At 47.9% G+C, this 21,686-nt stretch carries 18 protein-coding genes and 1 tRNA gene; 12 read left to right on the top strand and 7 right to left on the bottom strand.

The features are described from left to right. Window positions 1-5: 5 nt before the first annotated feature. Together U5O15_07780 and U5O15_07785 are read right to left on the bottom strand one after the other, a co-directional pair. The gene (locus U5O15_07780) at window positions 6-1,820 is read right to left on the bottom strand and encodes a P-loop NTPase (GenBank protein ID MDZ7860551.1); all 1,815 of its coding nucleotides are present in this window, start codon (window positions 1,818-1,820) and stop codon (window positions 6-8) included. A gap of 228 nt (window positions 1,821-2,048) precedes the next feature. Then, entirely contained in the window at window positions 2,049-2,705 is a 657-nt protein-coding gene (locus U5O15_07785) for a class I SAM-dependent methyltransferase (protein ID MDZ7860552.1), read from the bottom strand. Window positions 2,706-3,025: 320 nt separating this feature from the next. Here U5O15_07785 and U5O15_07790 point away from each other — a divergent pair, with 320 nt between their 5' ends. From U5O15_07790 to U5O15_07815, 6 genes are all read left to right on the top strand, one after another. After that, window positions 3,026-3,829: an arylamine N-acetyltransferase gene (locus U5O15_07790; protein ID MDZ7860553.1), complete on the top strand. Its 804-nt coding sequence runs from the start codon at window positions 3,026-3,028 to the stop codon at window positions 3,827-3,829. Next, a complete protein-coding gene (locus U5O15_07795; GenBank protein ID MDZ7860554.1) occupies window positions 3,808-4,356 on the top strand; it encodes a DUF4416 family protein in 549 nt (182 codons plus the stop codon). The genes U5O15_07790 and U5O15_07795 overlap by 22 nt, the downstream gene beginning before the upstream one ends. A gap of 372 nt (window positions 4,357-4,728) precedes the next feature. Further along, window positions 4,729-4,890: a hypothetical protein gene (locus U5O15_07800; GenBank protein ID MDZ7860555.1), complete on the top strand. Its 162-nt coding sequence runs from the start codon at window positions 4,729-4,731 to the stop codon at window positions 4,888-4,890. 167 nt (window positions 4,891-5,057) lie between these two features. Continuing rightward, window positions 5,058-8,231, top strand: coding sequence for an acyl-CoA dehydratase activase (locus U5O15_07805; protein ID MDZ7860556.1), 3,174 nt, complete (start codon window positions 5,058-5,060; stop codon window positions 8,229-8,231). After that, window positions 8,123-9,400, top strand: coding sequence for a hypothetical protein (locus U5O15_07810; GenBank protein ID MDZ7860557.1), 1,278 nt, complete (start codon window positions 8,123-8,125; stop codon window positions 9,398-9,400). Before U5O15_07805 ends, U5O15_07810 begins: the two co-directional genes overlap by 109 nt. 52 nt (window positions 9,401-9,452) lie before the next feature. Continuing rightward, complete coding sequence (locus U5O15_07815) at window positions 9,453-11,888, top strand: alpha/beta fold hydrolase (protein MDZ7860558.1); 2,436 nt, start codon at window positions 9,453-9,455, stop codon at window positions 11,886-11,888. Between the two features lie 9 nt (window positions 11,889-11,897). On the opposite strand, the gene U5O15_07820 is transcribed toward U5O15_07815, so the two are convergent. The 4 genes from U5O15_07820 to pyk form a co-directional block, all read right to left on the bottom strand. Further along, window positions 11,898-12,287 (bottom strand): OsmC family protein, encoded by a 390-nt coding sequence (locus U5O15_07820; GenBank protein ID MDZ7860559.1) that lies wholly within the window; start codon window positions 12,285-12,287, stop codon window positions 11,898-11,900. 29 nt (window positions 12,288-12,316) lie between these two features. Then, window positions 12,317-12,400, bottom strand: a tRNA-Leu gene (locus U5O15_07825). A 98-nt stretch (window positions 12,401-12,498) separates the two neighbouring features. Then, entirely contained in the window at window positions 12,499-12,684 is a 186-nt protein-coding gene (locus tag U5O15_07830) for a hypothetical protein (protein MDZ7860560.1), read from the bottom strand. A gap of 377 nt (window positions 12,685-13,061) precedes the next feature. Beyond that, on the bottom strand, window positions 13,062-14,483 hold the full coding sequence (pyk, locus tag U5O15_07835) for a pyruvate kinase (GenBank protein ID MDZ7860561.1): 1,422 nt from the start codon (window positions 14,481-14,483) through the stop codon (window positions 13,062-13,064). 509 nt (window positions 14,484-14,992) lie between these two features. On the opposite strand from pyk, the gene U5O15_07840 reads away from it, so the two are divergent. Both U5O15_07840 and U5O15_07845 read left to right on the top strand, forming a co-directional pair. Continuing rightward, window positions 14,993-15,316 (top strand): hypothetical protein, encoded by a 324-nt coding sequence (locus U5O15_07840; protein ID MDZ7860562.1) that lies wholly within the window; start codon window positions 14,993-14,995, stop codon window positions 15,314-15,316. A gap of 131 nt (window positions 15,317-15,447) precedes the next feature. Further along, window positions 15,448-15,819 (top strand): CoA-binding protein, encoded by a 372-nt coding sequence (locus U5O15_07845; GenBank protein ID MDZ7860563.1) that lies wholly within the window; start codon window positions 15,448-15,450, stop codon window positions 15,817-15,819. A gap of 76 nt (window positions 15,820-15,895) precedes the next feature. On the opposite strand, the gene typA is transcribed toward U5O15_07845, so the two are convergent. Then, window positions 15,896-17,737, bottom strand: coding sequence for a translational GTPase TypA (typA, locus tag U5O15_07850; protein ID MDZ7860564.1), 1,842 nt, complete (start codon window positions 17,735-17,737; stop codon window positions 15,896-15,898). A 460-nt stretch (window positions 17,738-18,197) separates the two neighbouring features. Here typA and smpB point away from each other — a divergent pair, with 460 nt between their 5' ends. The 4 genes from smpB to murI are packed head-to-tail and all read left to right on the top strand — an operon-like array spanning window position 18,198 to window position 21,679. Continuing rightward, window positions 18,198-18,599, top strand: coding sequence for an SsrA-binding protein SmpB (smpB, locus tag U5O15_07855; GenBank protein MDZ7860565.1), 402 nt, complete (start codon window positions 18,198-18,200; stop codon window positions 18,597-18,599). Then, window positions 18,568-20,196 (top strand): N-acetylmuramoyl-L-alanine amidase, encoded by a 1,629-nt coding sequence (locus U5O15_07860; GenBank protein ID MDZ7860566.1) that lies wholly within the window; start codon window positions 18,568-18,570, stop codon window positions 20,194-20,196. Before smpB ends, U5O15_07860 begins: the two co-directional genes overlap by 32 nt. Before the next feature lie 59 nt (window positions 20,197-20,255). Beyond that, complete coding sequence (locus tag U5O15_07865; GenBank protein ID MDZ7860567.1) at window positions 20,256-20,816, top strand: GerMN domain-containing protein; 561 nt, start codon at window positions 20,256-20,258, stop codon at window positions 20,814-20,816. A 56-nt stretch (window positions 20,817-20,872) separates the two neighbouring features. Further along, a complete protein-coding gene (murI, locus tag U5O15_07870; GenBank protein ID MDZ7860568.1) occupies window positions 20,873-21,679 on the top strand; it encodes a glutamate racemase in 807 nt (268 codons plus the stop codon). Window positions 21,680-21,686: the final 7 nt, after the last annotated feature.

Genomic DNA, 21,686 nt, shown 5'->3' on the forward strand with positions numbered 1-21,686 from the left:
CCTCTTTATTCCCATAATTCTTTTTTGATTTCGCGCCAGATTTCTCTCATCGCTTCTCCGGCAGCGCCCATGTCGTATTCAATCACAGTTTTTCCGGCCATCAGGGCGTTGTTTACGTTCCGGTCAAAGGGAATTCTGCCGATTATCCGCGAGCCCCGCGCTTCCGCTATTTTTTCGATTCTTTCAGCCTGTTCTTCGTTGAGGTCGTGCTTGTTGATTATGATTCTCGCGGGGGTTCTGAAGTGTTCAGCGAGGTCCAGCACGCGCCCCATATCGTGAACTCCGGAAACAGTGGGTTCTGTGACTATAACAACAAGATCAGTCCCGGAAACAGAAGCTATGACGGGGCAGCCCGTACCGGGCGGGCCGTCGCCGAGTATGTGTTTCTTCTTTAATTCGCCGGCAAATTCCGCGCTCCGTTTTCTTACTCTGGTAACAAGCCGGCCCGAGTTTTCCTCAGCAATACCCAGCTTGGCATGCACCATTGGACCGTAGTCCGTGCCAGATACATACCAGCGGCCCGTTATTTTATCTTTCACGGAGATAGCATTCTCGGGGCATACCAGCGGACACAAACCGCATCCTTCGCACATCAGTTCATCTATCTCGCAGGTGGCTTCTGTTTTATCGTTTGGAGGGCCGTCTCTTCGTATTGAATCGAAATGACAGGCTTCGGCGCATATCCCGCACCCTGTGCATTTATCTTTTTCTATTACCGCGCTTATTCCGCCGGTAAAGTCGTGTGCTTCATAGACGGTCGGCGACAGGAGAAGATGAAGGTCCGCCGCGTCCACGTCGTTGTCGGCAAGGACCTTATCTTCAATCAAGTGGGCAAGTGAGCCGGCGACAGTAGTCTTTCCCGTCCCCCCTTTACCGCTGATAATCGTTATCTCCTTGTATTGTTCCGAGGTGCCTTTAGAGAACGGGGCCGGTTCGCCCAGGGCGAGTTCGAAAACATCTTCTTCTGGAATGGGAGGAGTCGCTGTTTTAAGTTCATCGTAAATTCTAAGAAGGTTCTCGCTGAGCTCCGGGAAGGATTCCACGAGAATCTCTCCCTTTGAATAGCCCTCCGCGTATTTACGGTCGAAGGGGATGCGTCCAGCTATCGGGATTCCGGTTTTTTCGGCGTATTCTGTTATTATACTGTCTTCTCCGTAGGATCTGTTGATGATAATGCCTGTGGGAACCCCGACTTTTAGAGTAAGCCCGACCGCCAGTTTTAGATCGTTGAGGCCGAAGGGGGTAGGTTCTGTAACGAGCAGAGCGGCGTCCGCTCCTTCAACAGCTTCTACAACCGGGCAGGAAGTGCCCGGAGAGGCGTCGATTATATTAACGGCGTTCGGATCGATATGCTCTTTTACGCCCCGCACTACGTTAGGGGCAAGGGCCTCTCCAACATTCAACAGCCCGTGAGCGAAGTAGAATGGTTTATGCTCCGGCGCTGCCTGTACTGTTCCAACAGGGGTCTCTACTTCTGTAAGGGCGTTTTCCGGGCATACGGTTGAACAAACTCCGCATGAATGGCAAAGTTCATTGAAGATCATAACTTTATCATTTATCACAACAATAGCGTTGTAGTTGCATGCCTCTGCACACTTGCCGCATCCGGTGCATTTGGCCTGATCCCAGACCGGTTTGGGGACCGTGACTTTCTCTTCTTCGGTAAAATCAGGTTTAATGAACAGGTGGTCATTTGGTTCTTCCACGTCGCAGTCGAGAAGCCGCACATTTTCCCCCCTGCCGGCCAGCGCGTATGAGAGGTTTACGGCAAAAGTTGTTTTCCCGGTACCGCCTTTTCCGCTTGCTATTGTGATAATCATAGAAGCATTCCTCCATTCCGGAGCTGTATTCGAGCAGGATATCTGTAAAATAAAGTTTATTTTCTGTTATTTTCAAACTAAACACTTTTGATTATTAAATTCCAATAAAAAAATATTTTAAGCGGGATTTTGCGCAAAATCCGTTTCTTAGGATAAATTTTCCGTCAGATCCTTTATTATTATGTGCTTACTGTCCGACTCGGAAAAGAAGAATTTATCCTTATATCATCAATCCTCTTTCGAAAAGATAATAACGTCGTTTTCGCAGAAAAGGATCTTAGCCGGCCATCTGGCGGCCAGCCATTCAAATGTCGCCTTTGAAAAGAATGAGACGTGTGTGAGATCTTTCCTGTAGTGAGAGCTAGCGAACTCATCGGGGCCCGGAGTGAACTTTGTCATTATACCTAATTTTCCTCCGGGCCTGAGGCAGCGCCACAATCTGCTTAGTTCTTCTCCGGGTCTATGCAGGTGTTCAGCGACCTCTGTCGCCGTGATGAAATCGTACTGTTTCTTCAGAACGGATTGATCGGGGGAGTAAAAACAGTCGTACACACTCATTGGATGTCCCGCTTGTTCGAACATCAAAGAGAGTGTCGGGCCCGGCCCGGAACCGAAATCCAGCCCTTTCGCTCCCGGAGTCAGGATATCTCTCATCGGAATAAAGAGGCGGCCTAAAAAACGCCTGTAGTTTTTATCATCCGGCAAGTTCCTGTGAAGGTCGTATCTTGCCTTTTCATCTTCCGGAGATAAAAATTGCCGTGAAGGCACGAAGACCAGATTACACCTACGGCAGCGGAAGTAATCGCGGGTTTCATCACGATAAAAGTCTTTTGCTTCAGCCGCGCCGCATAAGGGGCAGATTCTGTCGCCGGTGTTTAATTTCATGTACGTGACTCCGGTGAAAGCAGAAACGACAACCCTGTATTCATTATAAATTCCTCGGGAGAAGTAAAGACCTCCGTTTGTGAAACAATACAAGATATGGGCTTATAATAACACACCGCGCGGCTCGCGGGAAAGCAAAGCGAGGAAAATTATTATGTTGACACCGCTTCGATTTAACCGTTAAAAGAAAGACACATCTCCGGGTGTTCTAAGGGGGGGAATTCTGACTCTTCCCGGGCGCCCGGGGGCGTTTATATCTTGAACTGTTTTCCGGCATCAAAGGGGCAAGACCGAGAAGGAGGCGGAGGATCTTGACATTAATGAATAGCAGCGCGGCGGATCTCTTCTCGGGGCATTTTCAAGTGGGATTTGAAAAGCCCGAGCTTGAAATGCTCAGGCGCGTAATATCGGAATATTCTAAGATACCCTATGAAAATCTCACTAAGATCATCAATAAATTTTCCGGGGATGATTTTTCGAGCAGGATGAGAACCCCCGAAAGGCTTATGAAAGAATATATCAGCAGTAATACGGGCGGCACGTGTTTTTCCCTTACTTTCTGCCTCGGATCGATACTTTCTGACGCCGGATTCCGCTGTTATCCCGTTATGGCGGACATGAAAAAGCCGAACATACATTGCGCTCTGGTTGTTTGTGTTGGCGACAAGAAGTACGTGGTAGATCCCGGATATCTCCTCGGAGAACCGGTTGAACTAAAAGGATCGGTCGTGAAAATATCAACTCCCTTCGGATTCGCGGAATTAAGACCCAGGGGTAAAACGGGATATGATCTCTATACAGTTACAGGATCTGAAAGAAAATGGAGATACAGACTCAAGAATATTCCGGTTTCCAAGGGGCGGTTTATGGGTTACTGGAAGGATTCTTTTTCTCAGCCGATGATGAATTCCCTTCAGCTTACGAGGCTTTCGGGGAAGGGGCATCTATATATCAGGGACCATCATTTGAGATTTAGAAGCGGAAATAAGAAATTGAATGAGAATATAAGGAATAATATGGAGGTCAGGATCGAATCCGAGTTTGGAATACCGGCGGAAATCACCGCCCGGGCGCGAGAGCATATTGAGAGGATGAGAGAGTCATGGCGAAAGAAGAATCGTTAGGCAAACGTTATGTGCCCGTGAAATTCTTCGCGGCCGTGCTTTTCAGCGGGAGGTTTGATCTTGAAAGCAGTTTTTACGGTGAGCTCGAAGATAAACTGGGAAAGGTTGATTGTTCCGGAGAAGATCATCCCTTTAACTTAACGGATTATTATAATAATGAAATGGGAGGCGGGCTTAAGAGAAGGATTGTTTCTTTCGCCGGACTTGGCCCGGCGGAAGACCTTCCGGCCAAAAAGATGATCTCCGCCGGAATTGAAAAACTGTTCGCGGGCGAGAGGGGAAGAAGAGTCAATCTCGATCCGGGTTATATAGATTACTACAAGGTGGTCCTCGCTTCATTCAAAGAAGCACCGCAGAAGATATATCTCTCCGGCGGCGTTTTTGCCGATATGGTTCTTCTCTTCCGGGACGGGGTTTTTAAATCACTTCCGTGGACATTCCCCGATATTGAGTTGGGACTCTATACGGATGATTTCGCCTGGATTCGCGGGAAATACAAAGAAGAACGCAGAAACGCCCGAAGGTGACGTTCGTCTTTTCCGTATCTTTTTGCGTTCTTTTTTCTACTCTGAAATCTGCAACGGGCGCTTCAAAACAAAGAAGCTGATTAATATGTGATCTGGGTCCGCATCTGACGGTCAGCGAAAGCATCTCGTTGTTAACACGGGGCTTGTAAACTCTTCACGGCGGAGGTTACGCTGAACAATTTTTGATATGGGGAAAGAGCCGCGCGGGTCAGTATGCTAAAGAGAGGGAAGCTTCTTTAAGTCAGCGGGGGAAGGGCTCATGCGCGTCAATCCATTATGTAAAGTTTCACCCTTGATATCAGGACATTCCCCGAAAATCAGGGCAATATTTTAGTAATGGCATAACTATCAAGTAATTACCCATAATGATAAGTGGAATTGATATTTAGTTTCTATCCGGCTATTGGTATTGTCAAAAACGCCGTCTATTTCCCCTGCGAGGAAATAGCGTCTCCCGCTCTTAGGGCTCGCTCTTCCCCATTTCCTTGTGGAAATCAAGAATCCATGCCCGCTCGTCTTCCGAGAGGGTTTTGAAATACCAATAGCCGGATATACAAAGAACATGTAAAAATTGGGGAAACTCCAACATATAATTTCTTGCAATTTCGAATAGAAAACAGTATACTCGGTTTCTGCTTTGACTTTTTTTAGGTTATTTTAAAGTTTCTTGGGGTTGACGGTTTAGAATAGGGGGCAGCAAAGTGCTTTTAACACTTGGTATTGATATCGGTACTGTAAGTGTGAAATGGGCGCTTGCCGGGCCTACTGGTATAATAGAAAAATTGGCCGCGACAGGCGGTAACGGGCTGGAAAAAATCAGTGAAATTCCCGGAAAAGCGGACACCGCTTTTGCCGTTTCAGAATACAGGAGAGTTGGGGGGAATCCGGTTACCGCGGTTAAGGAAACTGTCAGAAGGGTCAGCGGAGAAATCGGTTGGGAGAATATTGGAGGTATAGTTCTTACCGGTTCTTCAAGCGGTGTTATCGGGGCAAAACTCGGCATTCCGGTTGAAAACGAATTCAAGACCGTTTCAAAGGCCGTGTCTGTTCTTTATCCCGATGTTGTTAATATATTCGAAATGGGCGGAGAGAATTCCAAATTCATCAAGATTTCAAGAGTAGACGGTGTTACCGGGATAGAGGATTATGAAACAAACGGGGATTGCGCGGCGGGTACGGGGTCTTTCATGGACCAGCAGGCAAACAGGTTGCAGTTCGACATCGGCAAAGTAGGCGATGTCGTAATGAAGGCGGAACGTTCCCCGAAAATAGCCGGAAGGTGCAGTGTTTTCGCTAAATCCGATATGATACACGCCCAGCAGAAGGGGTATAAACCGGACGAGATACTGAAAGGGCTGTCCGAGGCGGTAGCGAGAAATTTCAAGAGCAATATCGCGAAGGGAAAAGATGTAACCGGCAAGACGGTTTTCGCGGGAGGCGTCGCGCTTAACGCGGGTGTCGCGAGAGCGGTAAGAGAAGTTTTCAAGCTCGATGAAGATGATTTTTTTGTTCCCGACGAGTGTGTTCATCTTGGAGCTATAGGAGCCGCTCTTTTTGGATCAAACGGGACAGGCGGCTCTCTTGACCTTATTCGCAAGGCCGTCGGACCGGATTCAGAGGAAGAAGACAGTTCGTTCCCTTCCCTGCCGAGGCTTTCTAAGAAAAATGTCAAGTTTATGCGGGATAAAACAGAAGCTTACTCCTTTGAGGATAATAATGTAATCAACGCTTTTCTGGGCATAGATGTCGGATCTGTAAGTACCAATCTGGCTCTTATAGATACTCGGGGATCGGTTATAAAGGAGATCTATCTCCGGACAAGGGCCAGGCCTATAGAGGTTGTAGATCAGGGGCTCATGGAAATCAAAAGAGAGCTTGACGGCAGGGTGGAGGTCCGCGGAGTTGGAACGACGGGGTCAGGAAGAGAACTTATAGGAAAACTTGTCGGGGCTGACACGATCAACGATGAAATAACGGCTCATAAAACGGGGGCTTCATTTGTGGCCAAGCGCCTTTTGGATACCGAGGTTGATACGATCTTCGAAATAGGCGGGCAGGACTCGAAATTCATATCTATTGAAGATAATGTGGTGGTTGACTTTACTATGAATGATGCCTGCGCGGCGGGTACGGGGTCATTTCTGGAAGAGCAGGCTGAAAAGCTGGATATTAATATAATCGATGAATTTGCAAAAAGAGCCTTTTCATCCGGGAATCCTTTGAGAATGGGCGAAAGATGCACAGTATATATGGAAAAAGATGTCACTTCATATTTAAAACGGGGAGCCGAGAAAAACAACGTTATTGCCGGGCTTGCTTATTCGGTGGTTCAGAACTACCTCAATCGCGTGGTGAGGGGCAGGAAGATTGGAAATTCGATCTTCTTCCAGGGGGGAACTGCCTATAACGATTCTGTAGCGGCCGCTTTCAGTGAAGTTCTCGGCAAGGAAATAATTGTTCCTCCGCACAACGGGGTGGTCGGAGCTATAGGAGCCGCGCTGCTGGCCAGAGAGAAGGTTCTGGCGCTTGAATCGGAAACGACCTTCAGGGGTTATGACATAAACGAAATAGACTACAGCATCCGGGAATTTACTTGCAAGGGATGCACGAATTACTGCGGAATCCAGGAGTTTGTCGTTGAAGGCGAACGCACGTACTGGGGGGATAAATGCAGCCGTTTTCGCAGACGCGCCCAGGGTTCAAAGAAGCCTGTTATTCCGGACCTCTTGGCTCTGTATAATGATCTGTTGACGAGAGATGCCGTAAAAACAGTCGGCAGTGAAATCGGCGGAGATATTGACTGCAGCTGGGAAGGGGGCGGAAGGGCTCCAAAAATCGGGCTTCCCAGGGCTATGTATTATTATGACAGGTATCCCTTCTGGAGTGCATATCTCAGGTCGATGGGATTTGAAGTAATAACGAGCGTAGAGACTAACAGGGAAATAGTACACCTGGGGATGAGCTCTAATGTGGCCGACCCGTGCTTTCCGGTTCAAATCGCTCACGGCCACACAGTTTCTCTCCTTGAGGAAAACCCGGATTCTATTTTAGTACCTAATGTTATCGACTCAGAGACAGATAATCCCCGAACCAAGTCCTTTCTCTGCCCCTGGGGGCAGACATTGCCGTTTGTTCTCAGAAGCACTCCCGCCTTTAGCGGCAGACGGGGCCTTATTGCCGACCCGACGGTCCATTTCCGGGAAGGAGAATCATTTGTAGAAAAGGAGCTTTGGAAGTTTGCTAAACCTTTTAAGGTAAAGCGCAAGAGGCACAGGGAAGCTGTAAAATTGGCATTTGCCGCGCAAAAACTGTTTCGCCGCGACCTTCAGCTGGCCGGAAGAGGCGCCCTTGATATTCTCCGCAGGAAAGATGAATTGGGAATTGTCCTGGTGGGACGGCCCTATAATATTATGGATTCCGAAGCAAATATGGGAGTGCCCGGGAAGATCAGAGATTATTACGGAATAAATGTGATTCCGTTCTCTTTCCTTCCTCTCGAAGGGATTGATATTTCGGATGTTGGATACAATATGTTCTGGAACTACGGGCGGGCTATTATGCAGGCGGCGCGTTATGTCAACAGCAATGATAATCTTCACATGATATATATAACCAACTTCAAATGCGGCCCGGATTCGTACATAAAGTCTTTTGTAAAGCAGATTTCAACAAAGCCTTTTCTCACGCTGCAGTTCGACTCGCACGGCAACGACGCGGGCATTATGACGAGGTGCGAGGCTTATCTTGACAGTAAAGGAGTACTTAGATGGTGGGCGGGAAAAGAAAATCTCTCAAAGACAGAACCGTCTATATCCCGAGAATGTCGTACGGAGGATCAAGAGCCTTCGCGGCGGCGTTCAAATATCTCGGTATAGATTCTCAGCCGGTTCCCGAGGGAGACGAAAGGACACTGGAGCTTGCTTCGAAGCATACGAGGGGGGATGAGTGCCTGCCCGCGAGGGTTACACTCGGCAATTTCCTGAAAATTACCGAGATGCCGGGTTTTGATCAATCGAAGGCCGCCTTCTTCATGCCGACTTCAGAAGGCCCCTGCCGTCTGGGGCAGTATGCCCCCTTTATGAAATTCGCCCTTAAGGATATGGGGTACGATGATTTGATGATCCTCTCTCCTTCGAGTAAAGACGGGTACAGGGATCTTGGCGATGTAATGGAATCTTTTGTGAAGCTCGGATGGATGGGGATTGTAGGAAGTGACGCCTTAAGAAAGATGCTTCATAAATACCGTCCCTATGAGCAGCAGCCCGAAGTTGTTGACAGAGTCTACAAAGAAGCCCTGGAGGATTACTGCTCTGTTCTCGAGGACGGGAGTATTCCTCTCAAAGACAAACTCGGAGAGCTTGCCCTTTCTCTGGAAAGGGCGAGGGAAGCCTTCAGAGCCGTTCCGGCGGATTGGAACAGGGAGGTATTACTAATCGGCGTTATCGGTGAAATATTCTGCCGGCTGAGCACATTCAGCAATCAGGATTTGATTCGTAAATTGGAGAGGGCGGGAGGCCGGGCCTGGCTCTCTGATATATCGGAATGGGTTTGGTATACCAACGAGGAGGAAAAAGAAAGATTAAAACTTTATAACCGCCTCTTCACGCTGGATATGGTAAAGCTGATGATGACGAAGCATATACAGAGCAAGTATGAAAAAAGACTCCTTGCCCCTTTAGAGGAGGAATTTGAGGGGATTGAAGAGCCGCATGATATAAATGAAATACTTAAACGGAGTGAAAGGTATTTGCCCGCGAGGGGAGCAAAGGGGGAGATGACTCTGAGTGTGGGAAAGGCAATCTATCTTTATGAGAAGGGGGTTGACGGAATTATTGACATAAGCCCGTTTACGTGCATGAACGGGGTGATCTCAGAGGCGGTTTATCCGGAAGTAAGCAGAGATCATGATGATATCCCCATACGCACCTTCTATTTTGACGGTACAAGCACCGACCTTGAGAATGACCTGGAAATATTCATCGAGCTTGCCAGAAATTACAATCGTAGGATGAAAAGATCCCCGGCTGAAAATAAAACAGCGTAACTTCAAGATAAAATTATAGATAGCGTTTAAACTGGAGGTCTTAAATTTGAGAATGAATAGAGATGTATTTACCGGCAAAAAAGAAGAAGAAAAAAAAGGCTTTCAGCGAACCATATCCATCCGGGCGGCGGCCGGCTTTATGCTGGCGATCCTTCTTATTCCTGTCTTTCTGCGGGGACAGCCGGCGGAGAAGCTTACGATTGAAAGAATGTACCGGGACCCGCGTCTTACGGGGGTATCTCCTAGGAGTTTGAAGTGGGCTCCCGGGGGAGAAGAGTTTGCCTTTATCTGGAATAGCGAAGGGGAGAGGTTTTACGACATTTATATTTATAACGTCCGAAGCGGCAAACTCCGCAAAGCGACAGAGGCGGCCGCACTTACAGGGTCTAAAAAAGCGGTTCTTTCAAAGGCCGAAATAGACAGACTCTCAACACTGCGAAGGAAGGGCGGCGGCATATTTTCCTACCTCTGGTCGCCTGACGGGGAGAGCATCCTTTTCCCTCTGCGCGGTGATCTCTATCTGCTTGATGCCGGTTCGGGGAGTGTAAGAAGGTTCTTCCGTACTGAAGCCTCCGAGACAGATCCGGCATTCTCCCCTGACGGCGGAAAAATCAGCTTTATAAGGGATAATGATATCTGGATTCTGGATATCGAAAGCTCAGCGACGATTCAGCTTACCGATTCCGGCAGCGAAACTCTCTATAACGGGATGGGTGATTATGTGGATTACGAAGAAGTTGGAGTTGACAGGGCGTATTGGTGGTCACCCGACGGCTCGAAAATAGCGTATTTTCAGACAGATGTAAGTCCGGTATCGGAGCTTTTAATCCCGGATTACAGGGGGCGGTTCGTCAAGGTGCGCAAGCAGGCCAGACCGGTTGCCGGCGGAAAGAACGGGCTGAAGAGGCTGGGGGTTATAGATTTAGAAACAGAAGAGACTGTTTGGATAGATCCGGGGGTCAGGCGGGACGAGTATATACCTCAGGTTCACTGGCATCCGGGCGGAGAAAAACTCCTTTTCCTCAGTGAACCCAGGGACCTCAAAGAACTCAATTTCCTTGCGGCCGACCCTGAAGATGGATCGACTGACACGCTTTACACCGTCAGGGACAGCAAGTGGGTAAACATTCATAATACAATTATACGCTGGGGAGAGGGAGGAGAAGTCTTTTATTTTACCTCGGAGGAGAGTGGGTGGAACCATATCTACCGCCGCGGATGGAATAACGGCGAGGTTGATCAGATAACTCGCGGTCCCTGGCAGGTTACATCGATTCAGCTTATAGAGGATGACGGGGATATATGGTACACGTCCACTGAAGCGGGGCCGGCGGAGAGGCATCTGTTCAGACTGGGCAGTGACGGGGAAAAGCGCAAGGTCACTCCCGGTGAGGGTTGGTATTCAGCGAGCGTCTCTGAAGGAGCCGGCAATACAGCTGTCATATATTCAAATCCCCTTTATCCGCCCGATATCTATATCCTCGAATCGGCAAAGGGTGAAAAGTTCGAGGGGACGGGAGAGGTGGCGGGCGCCGCGAACTCTCAAAACGGCGCTTCTGAAATATATTATAAAAGCAAATGGACAGTTCCGGACGGCCTAGAGAGGGTTACAGATTCACCGGCGGATGATCTGGGAGAGATCGATATAGCGGTCCCCGTATATTTTACCCTCCCTTCCAAGTTTGACGGCAAGCGAATACACGCTCTCGCCGTATTTCCTCCTGAAATTAAAGAGGATGAGATTGAAGGGCTTATTTCAGGTGATTTTCAGGGTGAGCGGGAGATGAAGTTTCCGGCAATTATCTCCGTCCACGGCGGGGGATATTCTCAGTCAGTTACAAAGGGATGGCGCTGGCGCTCTCTATTTGACACATATCTCGCGGGCGGGAAGAAATATGTGATACTGGATCTGGATTACAGGGGCAGTTCCGGATATGGAAGGGACTGGCGGACAGATGTCTATCTTGATATAGGAGGGGCCGATCTTGAGGATGAAATAACCGGACTGAACTTTCTCGAAACACTGCCCGTGGTAGATCCTGACAGGATTGGAATATGGGGATGGAGTTACGGCGGGTTTATGACGACGATGGCAATGCTGAAACGCCCCGAAGCGTTTGAAGCGGGCGCCGCGGTAGCGCCAGTGAATAAATGGCAGAATTACGACACCCACTATACCGAGGAAAGACTGGGAATGCCCGGGGAACACGAAGAAGCTTACAAAGAAGCGAATCCTCTCAGTTACGCGGGGGATCTGAAAAACCATCTTCTTATAATCCACGGGATGCGGGATGACAACGTTCATTTTCAGGACACCGTTCAGCTTGTAGACAAGATGATCGATTCGGGTGTCGATTTTGAAGTTATGTTCTACCCCGGAGGGAGACACGGGATAAGGTCAGACGCCAGCAGGATTCATCTCTTCAGGAAGATAACGCGGCATTTTGAAAGATATCTCAGGGGCGTTCCCGATGCCGTCTGCCCTTGATTCTTTCTTCTAAAGGACGCTGAATTCGAACTCCGGCGGATCGATTATATTTTTCTTCACAGTGCAGAGCTCCATGGAGTTAAGCGCGGCTTTTTTGTATTTCTCAGGGAAATCATCGGGCAAATCAACGATAATTCTTATCTTTTCGAGTTTGCCGGTTTCTCCGTTGCTTTCCATCTTCTGAATAACCTTGATATCATCTGTCGCGATATCGCGGCTCTGGCAGAAACGAAGAAGATAGGTCCCCGAACAGGTTGCTATCGAGGCCAGAAAGAGATCGAAAGGAGAGGGCGCCGATCCTTCGCCTCCGTCTTCTTCGGGTTGATCACTTTTTATAATAAACCCGTTGTATTCGGCTCTTACCTTTTGATTTCCGGGAAAGGTTACTGTGAGATCCATATCATTCTTTCAGTTTATGACAGAATAAATGCCTGAGGGGGGAGTTGAACCCCCATGGGCGTAAGCCCACTGCGTCCTGAACGCAGCGTGTCTACCATTTCCACCACTCAGGCAGAGCAAAACTTATGACTCAGTACGATAATTAAACAGTCCGATTTTGTCAAGCCGGTTGAGCCGCCCGGCGAGTTTCTGATTATTCGTCCGTTTCAGTCTATTTCCTTCTGTTTACTATGGCCATTGTAGCTCCAAGAATGATCGCGAGCCGGAATGAAGTAGCCCAGTCAACGCTACCGCTGCCGTTGCCGATAAGGTTCCAGAGGAATGTTACAACAACAGCCGCGACCAGTGTGGTAATGAATGTGATCACAAAATCCATAAAAAAGCTTTTGACATGCATTCTTCACCTCCTTTCCTTCTTTTAATTTGAGCGCCCTCTCTAAGGGGCGCGCAACTTAGCCTTTACGATAGTACGGAGCATATTCTATTTCTATCATTTTCTTCAGTCAAGTGAGTTTTTAGGATATCGCCCGCGGGCGGCATTCTTTATCAATCTCCCCTCACACTGTATATCGCGCATAATTTTGATAATGGATAAGCTGCTTCTAATAAGTAACTTTAGTAAACAAAAGTTATGAACAAATTCTTACCAAAAACAAAGGAAATTACTATGATTAATGATTCCCGAATCACACTTTTGTCTGCAGGTATTTCCGAGGAAAAAGCAAGGGTGATTTTACAGACGGTGTTCTTACCAACGACGCCGGGGCCGGCAGATTATAAAGAACCTATTTGGTGAAGCCTGATAAAATTTGTTGTACCCCTCGAAAGACGCGGCATTCCCCCTGTAATTACAATTTTATCTCCCTGTTCAAGAAATGTTTCAGCGACGAGAAATTCATCTGTTTTTCTTAAAAATTCCTCTGTAAGACTCGGGCTGAATTCCATGTAGAAAGGTAAAACTCCCCACAACAAATTCAGTTTTAAACACACCTCTTTGCTGTCAGAAATTGCAACTACAGGTACGCTTGGCTTTGCTTTTGAAAGAAGTCCCGCCGTAAAACCCGACCTGGTAAACGCGACAATGGCATTAATTCCCACCTCGCCAAGCATTCTTATCGTTGCGCTTACGATGGTTTGAGAGTCTATATTGCGGGGATCACCGTTTCTTGACTCATATACGTTGTATTTGCACAGGTTGCTCTTTTCAACGTTTTCGGCGATGGATTTCATGATCTTCACCGCTCCAACCGGATAATTCCCGACGGCGGTTTCCCCTGACAGCATGACCGCGTCAGTTCCGTCTATTATCGCGTTTGCAACATCACTTGCCTCAGCCCTGGTTGGAATAGGATCATGGATCATGGATTCCAGCATTTGCGTAGCAGTAATAACCGCTTTTTTATAGGAATTTGCTTCTTTGATAAGATGTTTTTGAATGATTGGAACACGTTCCGGGGATATTTCAATCCCAAGATCACCTCTTGCCACCATGATACTGTCTGAAACCAGCATTATTTCAGTCAGGTTCTCAACAGCTTGAGGCTTTTCAATTTTTGCTATGATGGGAATATTCCCGCCGGCTTTGTGCACATACTCTTTGGCTTTTTCAATATCCTTTGCGCTTCTGACAAAAGACAGCGCGAGAAAATCTATTTTGTTCTCAACAGCGAATTTAATATATTCTATATCCTTTTCGGTTACTGAAGGAAAGCTGGTTGTAGCTCCCGGGATATTCAGCCCTTTTCTTGAAGTTAAAATCCCGCCGTTAATAACCAGTGCTTCTATTTTTTTCGGGTCAGTAACTTTTAATTCAATTTTCCCGTCATCCAGCAGGATTGTGGAGCCCGCTGCCAATTTCTGTGTAATTTCTTCGTAATTGACGGGTATAACTCCCGGTTCTGTTTGTTCAGCACAGGGTTTTAAGATTACTTTTTCCCCTTCTATCAGATTCATCGGTTCAGTTAAATTTCCTATCCTTATCTTAGGACCTTGAAGATCAAGTATTATAGGGATAAACAAGTTTAATTCCTCTGAGATTTGCCTTATGTTTTGAATGTTTATCAAGTGTTCCCGCTGATTACCGTGAGAGGAATTGATTCTGAATACCCTGACGCCGGAGTTTATAAGTTCTGTAATTTTCCCCGCGCTGCCGGGTCCGATTGTTGCTATTATTTTTGTGCGAAGGAAGTTTTTCAAATTAATATCCCGTTTCTTATAATAGTTCTGTTCACAATTCAATTATGACAAAAGAGAACTAAAACTGTCAACGAAGTTAATACGTGGAGTTTCCCCAATTTTTTACATTCCTTTGTATATCCGGCTATTGGTACCTAAAAAACCCTCTCGGAAGACGAGCGGGCATGGTTTTCCCATTTCCTTTAGGGAAATGGGAAAGAGCGAGTCCTAAGAGCGGGAGACGCTATTTCCTCGCAGGGGAAATAGACGGCGTTTTTGACAATACCAATAGCCGGATAGAAACTAAATATCAATTCCACTTATCATTATGGGTAATTACTTGATAGTTATGCCATTACTAAAGTATTGCCCTGATTTCGAGGAATGCCCTGAGTTAATACCTCGGCAGTCGGTCTCCTTTCTTAATCAATAATATCCCCGCAATTTAATTTTCCGCCTCTAAACGGTTTATAGAAATTTTATTATTCTATTTTTAGCGAACGCGAAATTGTGGACTCCTGATAAACCACTTGCACCAACAGGGAGGGGCTATTAAAACCGGTATCCGTATTCTCAAAATCCTGACCAATATTATCCTGCCTCTGGCGGCAGGTGTGCCGGCCGTCTATCTCTTCTGGTTTGTTCCCGCCTACTTCCGGCGGCCTTTCTGCGAGCGGGAAGTTTTGATCGTTTATAACGCCTCAATAATGGCCATTCCGGCCCTGTTGACCGTTGCGGTTTCGAGGCCTTTCGATGAGCTGTCCGGACGCCGGGACAATATCTTCCGCTGCCGTTCAATTGAACCTCTCTTGTTTTATTTGATACCCGGAAAAATTATGTTAATCTTCATTTAGCAGGTTGATAAGCGGGGAAGCTCCACCTTTATAAAGCTTTGACATGATGATATCTACCCGATATTATAGCTTTGTGTGTATGGTGAAAATGGAATATTTTTTATGTAGAATAGCTTTGGAGAGTTGTAATTGTGAAAAGAGTGGCAATTTTAGGCGCGAGCAATAAAAAAACGAGATACTCGAGAATGGCGCAGGAGCTTCTGACCGAGAAGGGGTATGAAGTAGTTCCAATTTCCAGGGGCGGAGATGATATTCTGGGGGTCAAGAGCTATCAGAGGGTCGGGGAAATTCCCGGGAAGATAGACACATTGACCGTATATCTCAGCCCGAAGCATCTTGCCGAACATGTAGATGATATAGTCCGATCTGATATCCGGAGGGTTATATTCAATCCCGGAACGGAGAATGAACCCTTGCGGAAAAAGATCGAGGAGAGCGGAAAGTTCGTTCTCGAGGCGTGCAGCATTGTCCTGCTCAAGACGGGGCAGTTCGATAAATCCTGACAGCTGTTCAACTAATAACGGTATATATCCCGGCTGCGGCCGGCTCAATTTACTCTATCCTGTAAGAGTGTTCTCTTTACGCCGGGTTGGCGGGGGGACTCGGCCTGGAATTCCTTCTGAGGCCGGCGGAGAGTAACGTTTTCTTCAGCCTAATCGATTTCGGCGTTATCTCGACCATCTCGTCATCGTGGATGAAGCTGAGCGCTTTTTCTATCGTTAACGGTTTAACAGGGGTTAAAGTTACGGCATCGTCCTTTCCGGCCGCTCTCATATTTGACAGCTTTTTCTCTTTTGTTGGATTAACAGTAATGTCGTTATAACGGTTGTGCTCTCCTATTATCATTCCCTCGTATCCGGGGTCGCCGGGCCTTACGAAAAGCCTGCCCCGTGCTTCAAGGTTGCTGAGCGCGTAAGCTACGGCTTTGCCGGGTCTGTCGGCGACGATCGATCCCGTGAAACGGGTATTAAAATCACCCCTGTACTGCTCGAACCCCGTGAAATAGGAATTCATTACACCTGTTCCCTTAGTGTCAGTCAGAAAATCATCCCGGTATCCTATAAGCGCTCTTGAAGGCAGAGAGAATTCGGTTCTGACGCGGCCGCCGCTTCCGTGAATAAGGTTCGTCATCCTGGCTTTGCGCCGCCCGAGCTTCTCGGTGACAGCGCCGAGGAATTCTTCTTCACAATCGACTGTGAGGTGTTCGATCGGCTCGAGCTTATTTCCGTCTTTATATTTGTATATTACACGCGGGCGTCCCACGCAGAACTCATATCCTTCCCTCCTCATCGTCTCGATCAGTATTGCCATTTGGAACTCTCCGCGCCCCTTGACGATGAAAGCGTCACGCTCCGGGTTTTCCTCCATCTGAATTGCCACGTTCATAAGAGTTTCCTTATGGAGGCGCTCGCGTATCTTCGAGGATTGGACGAAACGGCCCTCCCGGCCGCTGAACGGGGAATTGTTGATTGTAAATCGCATCGAGATAGTCGGTTCGTCGACAGTGATCCGCCTGAGCGCCTTGGGGTGTTCGCTGGTGCAGATAGTATCGCCGATTTTTACTCCGTCGATTCCGGCGAGAACGGCGATATCACCGGCGGCGACAGATTCAGCCGGCCTGCATGTCATCCCTTCGTATTTTTGAAGTTTTGTTACCTTGAGCGGAATACGCCCGCCCTCCTTGTTTATACATACGAGCAAATCGTTCGAGCTGACTTTGCCGTTGATGACCTTTCCCACGGCGAGCCTGCCGAGGTAATCGGAGTAACCGAGATCGGACGCGAGCATCTGGAAGGGTTCTTCGGGATCGTAAGCGGGAGGCGGTATTTCATCGATGATAATATTCAGCAGCTGATGAAGGTTGTCTGTTTTATCTTCCAGTCTCCTTTTGGCTATTCCGTCCTGACCTGTCGCGTAGAGAACGGGGAAATCGATTTGATCGTCGTCCGCGCCGAGGTCTATGAACAGATCGTAGATTTCGTTCAGGATCTTAGCAGGCCGAGCGTCCTTCCGGTCGATCTTGTTTATTACCACGATGATCTTGAGGTTCGCTTCAAGGGTCTTTTTCAGCACGAAACGAGTCTGCGGCAGAGGTCCTTCGGACGCGTCAACAAGCAGAATAGCGCCGTCGGCCATCGAAAGGGCCCTCTCAACTTCAGCCCCGAAATCGGCATGGCCGGGGGTGTCGATAATATTTATCTTCACGTTTTTCCAGGTTACCGAACAGTTCTTAGCGGCTATCGTGATGCCCCGCTCGCGCTCGAGGTCCATATTATCCATTATCCGTTCATCCACAATCTGTCCGTCGCGGATCAGCCCGCTCTGTCTGAACATAGAGTCCACGAGAGTGGTTTTGCCGTGGTCCACGTGCGCGATTATGGCAATATTCCTTATATTTTTATTCTCAGCGGTTATGTTCATATAAAAAAACTCCGAACATCATAATTTCCAGGGGGCATCAGCGCCCGGCAAGCAAAAGCTTTCCGAAAGATAAGCTGTTGAAGGTTATTGTCAACAGAGAATAGAGATATTAAAGGAGTTTTTATGCTATTCTCATAATCAGAGAGCGGCAGAATTTTTGTTAATGCGGGACCAAGTCGCGGCAAGTCAGGGCGAAACACCTTAAATTCTGTAATACCGCGGGCGGGGGGATTTGCCGGCGGGAAGTTTCTCCGTGCCTGAGGGGAAGACGGAAAGATATCTTTGAGACTACCCGCGTGTTCCCTTTTAACTTGAAAAGCGGGCCTTCCTCTGCTAATTTTCCCTTAAGCTAGTTTGTTGCGTTGATCTTTCTAGTTTTAATATTTTAAGGGACATTTATATTGTGAAGGTAGTTTGCTCTAACAGGAAAGCTAAGAAGAATTATCATATAGTAGAGAGGATGGAAGCGGGGGTTTCTCTTCTTGGAACCGAAGTTAAGTCTCTCCGCGACGGGACCGCGCATCTGCAGGACGCTTACGCTTCTGTGGAAAACGGAGAGCTCTTTATGTATAACTCCCACATCAGCCCCTACAAAGAAGGAAACCAGTTTAACCATGAGCCCAAAAGGGTCCGTAAACTCCTTATGCACAAACGCGAAATAGAGCGTATTTTCGGCAAGATCCAGCAAAAAGGGTTTACACTTATTCCCTTGAGTTTCTATTTTAATGATGACGGAAAGGTTAAAGTCGAGCTCGGTCTCGGAAAGGGAAAAAGGGCCTATGATAAAAGGCGTGAAATTGCTGAACGGGACGCCAACAGGGAGATGAGGCGTGAATTTAAAGATAAACAGCGGAAGCTGTAAATATAGTTCTTTTGCCGGAAAGAATATCCTGCGGGGGATTTTCCTTGTCGCGGCTTTATTGGCCGCGGTCAATGTTTGTCACTCAACCGGGGTCCCGGCAAAGGAAGACGAGGGAAAAACGCTGGGAGTGGTCTTCGCCGACGGAAGGCGGACGGAAGACATCACACTCTCAAAGGTTGAAAGTGAGAGTGAAGAGCTATATATCTCCGCGTATGACCTCGCCCGTATCTTCAAGGCGACAAAATACTGGAAGCCGGGGCGGAAGAGACTCGTAGTCAGGATCGGGGCAGAGAAATATATCTTTACACTCGATACCCGTGTAGTGACAGCGGATGATAAATCTTTTCTCCTGCGCGTGCCTGTGAGGTACCGCGGCGGTTTTGTTATGATACCCCTCGAGTTCATCAGGGATCATCTGGCAAAATCCAGAACGGGCAAGATAGAGTTCGATGAGAAGAGATTTGTACTTACAATAGGAGACCCGAGTTATAACGTGAAGGAGATCGCCTTCGAAGAGAGCGATGAAGGAACAAGGGCGGTCCTTACACTCAAAGACGAGCTTCTCTATCACGTGGATAACGAAACACCGGGGCTTCTCAGACTGAAAATATACGGCGGCAGGATGAATACTCTGAAGATATCCGCCACCGAGTGTAAAGGACTCTTCAAGCGGGTAAGAGCAGAGCAGACCGAGTATGACGCTTATCTCTTTTTTGAGGTTCAGCAGAGCGCGAGACGCTTCCGCGTGGAATTTCTGGGGCCCGCCGGGGAAGATTCCGAAGACAGAAAACTTGTTATCTTCTTAGAAAAGGGTGAACTGCCCGAAATACCGGATGCTGATTTCGCCAGCAAAAAAATGGTTGAGATTTTAAGAGAAAAGACGGCGGAACAGATAAATGTGGAGGTCAAAAGGGTTGTGATCGATCCGGGGCACGGGGGAGATGACGCGGGAAGGGTAAGCGACTCCGGAATCGAGGAAAAGCTGGTAAATCTCGAAATATCCAGGATGCTAAAGCGAATGCTTATTGAAAGACTCGGGGTCGAGGTTGTTCTGACCAGGAGAACCGACAAGATAGTTCCCCTCGACAGAAGGGGTGAAATAGCAAACGTACAGAAGGGGGATCTTTTTATAAGCATACACTGTAACGGTTGGTTCAGCGAGGATGCCGGAGGGTTCGAAACATTTTTTCTCTCACCGGCCCGTAACTACGAGGAAAGCCGCCAGGCGGAACAGGAGAACTCTTCGATAAGATTCGAAGGATCTGATCTTGACTCTGAAAAGCTCGAAGAGCTTGATTTTATTCTCTGGGATATGGTTCAGAATGAATTTATAAATGAAAGCAGCGATTTGGCGGAAATTATCCAGAAATCCCTGGGTGAGAGATTAAATATCAGAAACAGAGGCGTGCGGCAGGCGGGGCTCAGGGTGCTAAGGGGGGTAAAAATGCCGGCGGTACTTGTTGAAATCGCTTTTCTCTCGAATCCGCGGGAGGAAAAGCTGCTTATGGATAATAAGTTCAGAAGAGTTGTTTGCGAGGGGATTGTTGAAGCCGTGAGAGATTTCAGCGCTAACGGCCTTGGCGCCCAAGCCCCTTAGGAAAAGGAGCCGGGGGCGGTTTTCAGTGGATTATGTTTATAAACGATAAGGTGTGAAAAATGAAAGAGGAAAATATAGGACGAAAGATCATGTTTGTTCTAATCGCCCTTTTTGTGATAATCGCGGCAGTGATATTTGTAAGCCGCTGGAGGAGCAGGGAAGTGAAGAGGCCCGGAACGGTAAGGGAAGTGCCCGGCGAAATAAGAACGGTCACCCTGTTTTTCGGTAACAGCACGGCGGACGGTCTCGTTTCGGAAACCAGAGACATTACAAGCGAGGGCGGGTTTGAAAATGAGGTAAAGCAGGTGATAGAAGCCCTTTTAGAGGGACCTGAAAAAGGGGGGCGTGTTTCAGCGATACCCCGCGGAACCAAGATAGAGAGAGTCTTTCGTGTTGAGGATAAGAAGACGGTTTATCTTGATTTCAGCAGGGATCTAATTTCAAACCACGAGGGGGGCAGCGCCGGGGAATATTATACGATAAAGATGATCCTTAAAACTATCGGTGTGAATTTTCCGCAGGTGGCAAGGGTACAGTTTCTGGTCGGCGGTTATCCCGTTGATACTATCGCCGGACATTACAAGGTGGACAGTCCTTTGAGCGTTAGAGAATGGCGGTAGAACAGAGCCGGCAATCATTTATTACTCCCGGCATTTATTAAAGAAAAGTGAGCTTGATGGAAGATAACAGGAGTAAGGGAATAGGGGTGTTCGATTCGGGGATCGGGGGTCTTACGGTTGTGCGTGAACTGATCAGGAGGCTTCCGGGCGAGGGAATCGTTTATTTCGGCGACAGCGCCCGTGTCCCTTACGGGACAAAGAGCCCGGAAACTGTCCTTGGATTTGCCAGAGAAAACCTCAAGTTCCTGAAATCCAGAAATATAAAGTTGATAGTAGTGGCCTGCAATACTGTCTCGGCCGTGGCGCTCCCCGTTCTGAAGTCCGAAGAGGATATGCCTGTAACAGGGGTGCTGCTGCCGGGGGCGCTTGGGGCGTCTAAAGCTACAAAAAGCGCCAGGGTGGCTGTTATCGGAACTACTGCGACGATTCGTTCCGGCGCTTACCGGAAAGCCCTTCAGGCGATAAATCCGGATTTGGAAATATTCAGCAAGGCCTGCCCCCTGTTTGTCTCTCTTGCCGAGGAGGGCTGGCTGGACAATGATGTAACAAGGCTTGTTGCCGAAAAATACCTTAAAGAGGTGATTGATTTCGGTCCCGACACGGTTGTGCTCGGATGTACCCACTACCCTCTGCTCAAAGGGGTGATTTCAAAGGTGATGGGGCCCGGCGTCAGGCTTGTTGATTCCGCGAATGAATGCGCGGTTGAGGTTGAAAAGATTCTTATCGGCAATGATTTGAAGAAAAGAGCGGGAAGCGGCGGGGAGATTAAAGTATTCATGAGTGATGTGCCGTATAAGTTCAGAGAGATCGGCGAAAGGTTTCTGGGAAGGTCTCTCGGCGAGGTTACAAAGATTCAGGTTTAACAGGGGG

The organism is Candidatus Krumholzibacteriota bacterium (assembly GCA_034520215.1).
In the GTDB taxonomy this organism is placed as follows: domain Bacteria; phylum Krumholzibacteriota; class Krumholzibacteriia; order Krumholzibacteriales; family WJIX01; genus JAGHBT01.

Excerpts from the sequence above, each read along its gene's own strand:
- U5O15_07780 (MDZ7860551.1), bottom strand. The coding sequence starts at position 1,820 with ATGATTATCACAATAGCAAGCGGAAAAGGCGGTACCGGGAAAACAACT.
- U5O15_07785 (MDZ7860552.1), bottom strand. The coding sequence starts at position 2,705 with ATGAAATTAAACACCGGCGACAGAATCTGCCCCTTATGCGGCGCGGCT.
- U5O15_07790 (MDZ7860553.1), top strand. The coding sequence starts at position 3,026 with ATGAATAGCAGCGCGGCGGATCTCTTCTCGGGGCATTTTCAAGTGGGA.
- U5O15_07795 (MDZ7860554.1), top strand. The coding sequence starts at position 3,808 with ATGGCGAAAGAAGAATCGTTAGGCAAACGTTATGTGCCCGTGAAATTC.
- U5O15_07810 (MDZ7860557.1), top strand. The coding sequence starts at position 8,123 with ATGGTGGGCGGGAAAAGAAAATCTCTCAAAGACAGAACCGTCTATATC.
- U5O15_07815 (MDZ7860558.1), top strand. The coding sequence starts at position 9,453 with ATGAATAGAGATGTATTTACCGGCAAAAAAGAAGAAGAAAAAAAAGGC.
- U5O15_07820 (MDZ7860559.1), bottom strand. The coding sequence starts at position 12,287 with ATGGATCTCACAGTAACCTTTCCCGGAAATCAAAAGGTAAGAGCCGAA.
- U5O15_07830 (MDZ7860560.1), bottom strand. The coding sequence starts at position 12,684 with ATGCATGTCAAAAGCTTTTTTATGGATTTTGTGATCACATTCATTACC.
- typA (MDZ7860564.1), bottom strand. The coding sequence starts at position 17,737 with ATGAACATAACCGCTGAGAATAAAAATATAAGGAATATTGCCATAATC.
- smpB (MDZ7860565.1), top strand. The coding sequence starts at position 18,198 with ATGGAAGCGGGGGTTTCTCTTCTTGGAACCGAAGTTAAGTCTCTCCGC.
- U5O15_07865 (MDZ7860567.1), top strand. The coding sequence starts at position 20,256 with ATGAAAGAGGAAAATATAGGACGAAAGATCATGTTTGTTCTAATCGCC.
- murI (MDZ7860568.1), top strand. The coding sequence starts at position 20,873 with ATGGAAGATAACAGGAGTAAGGGAATAGGGGTGTTCGATTCGGGGATC.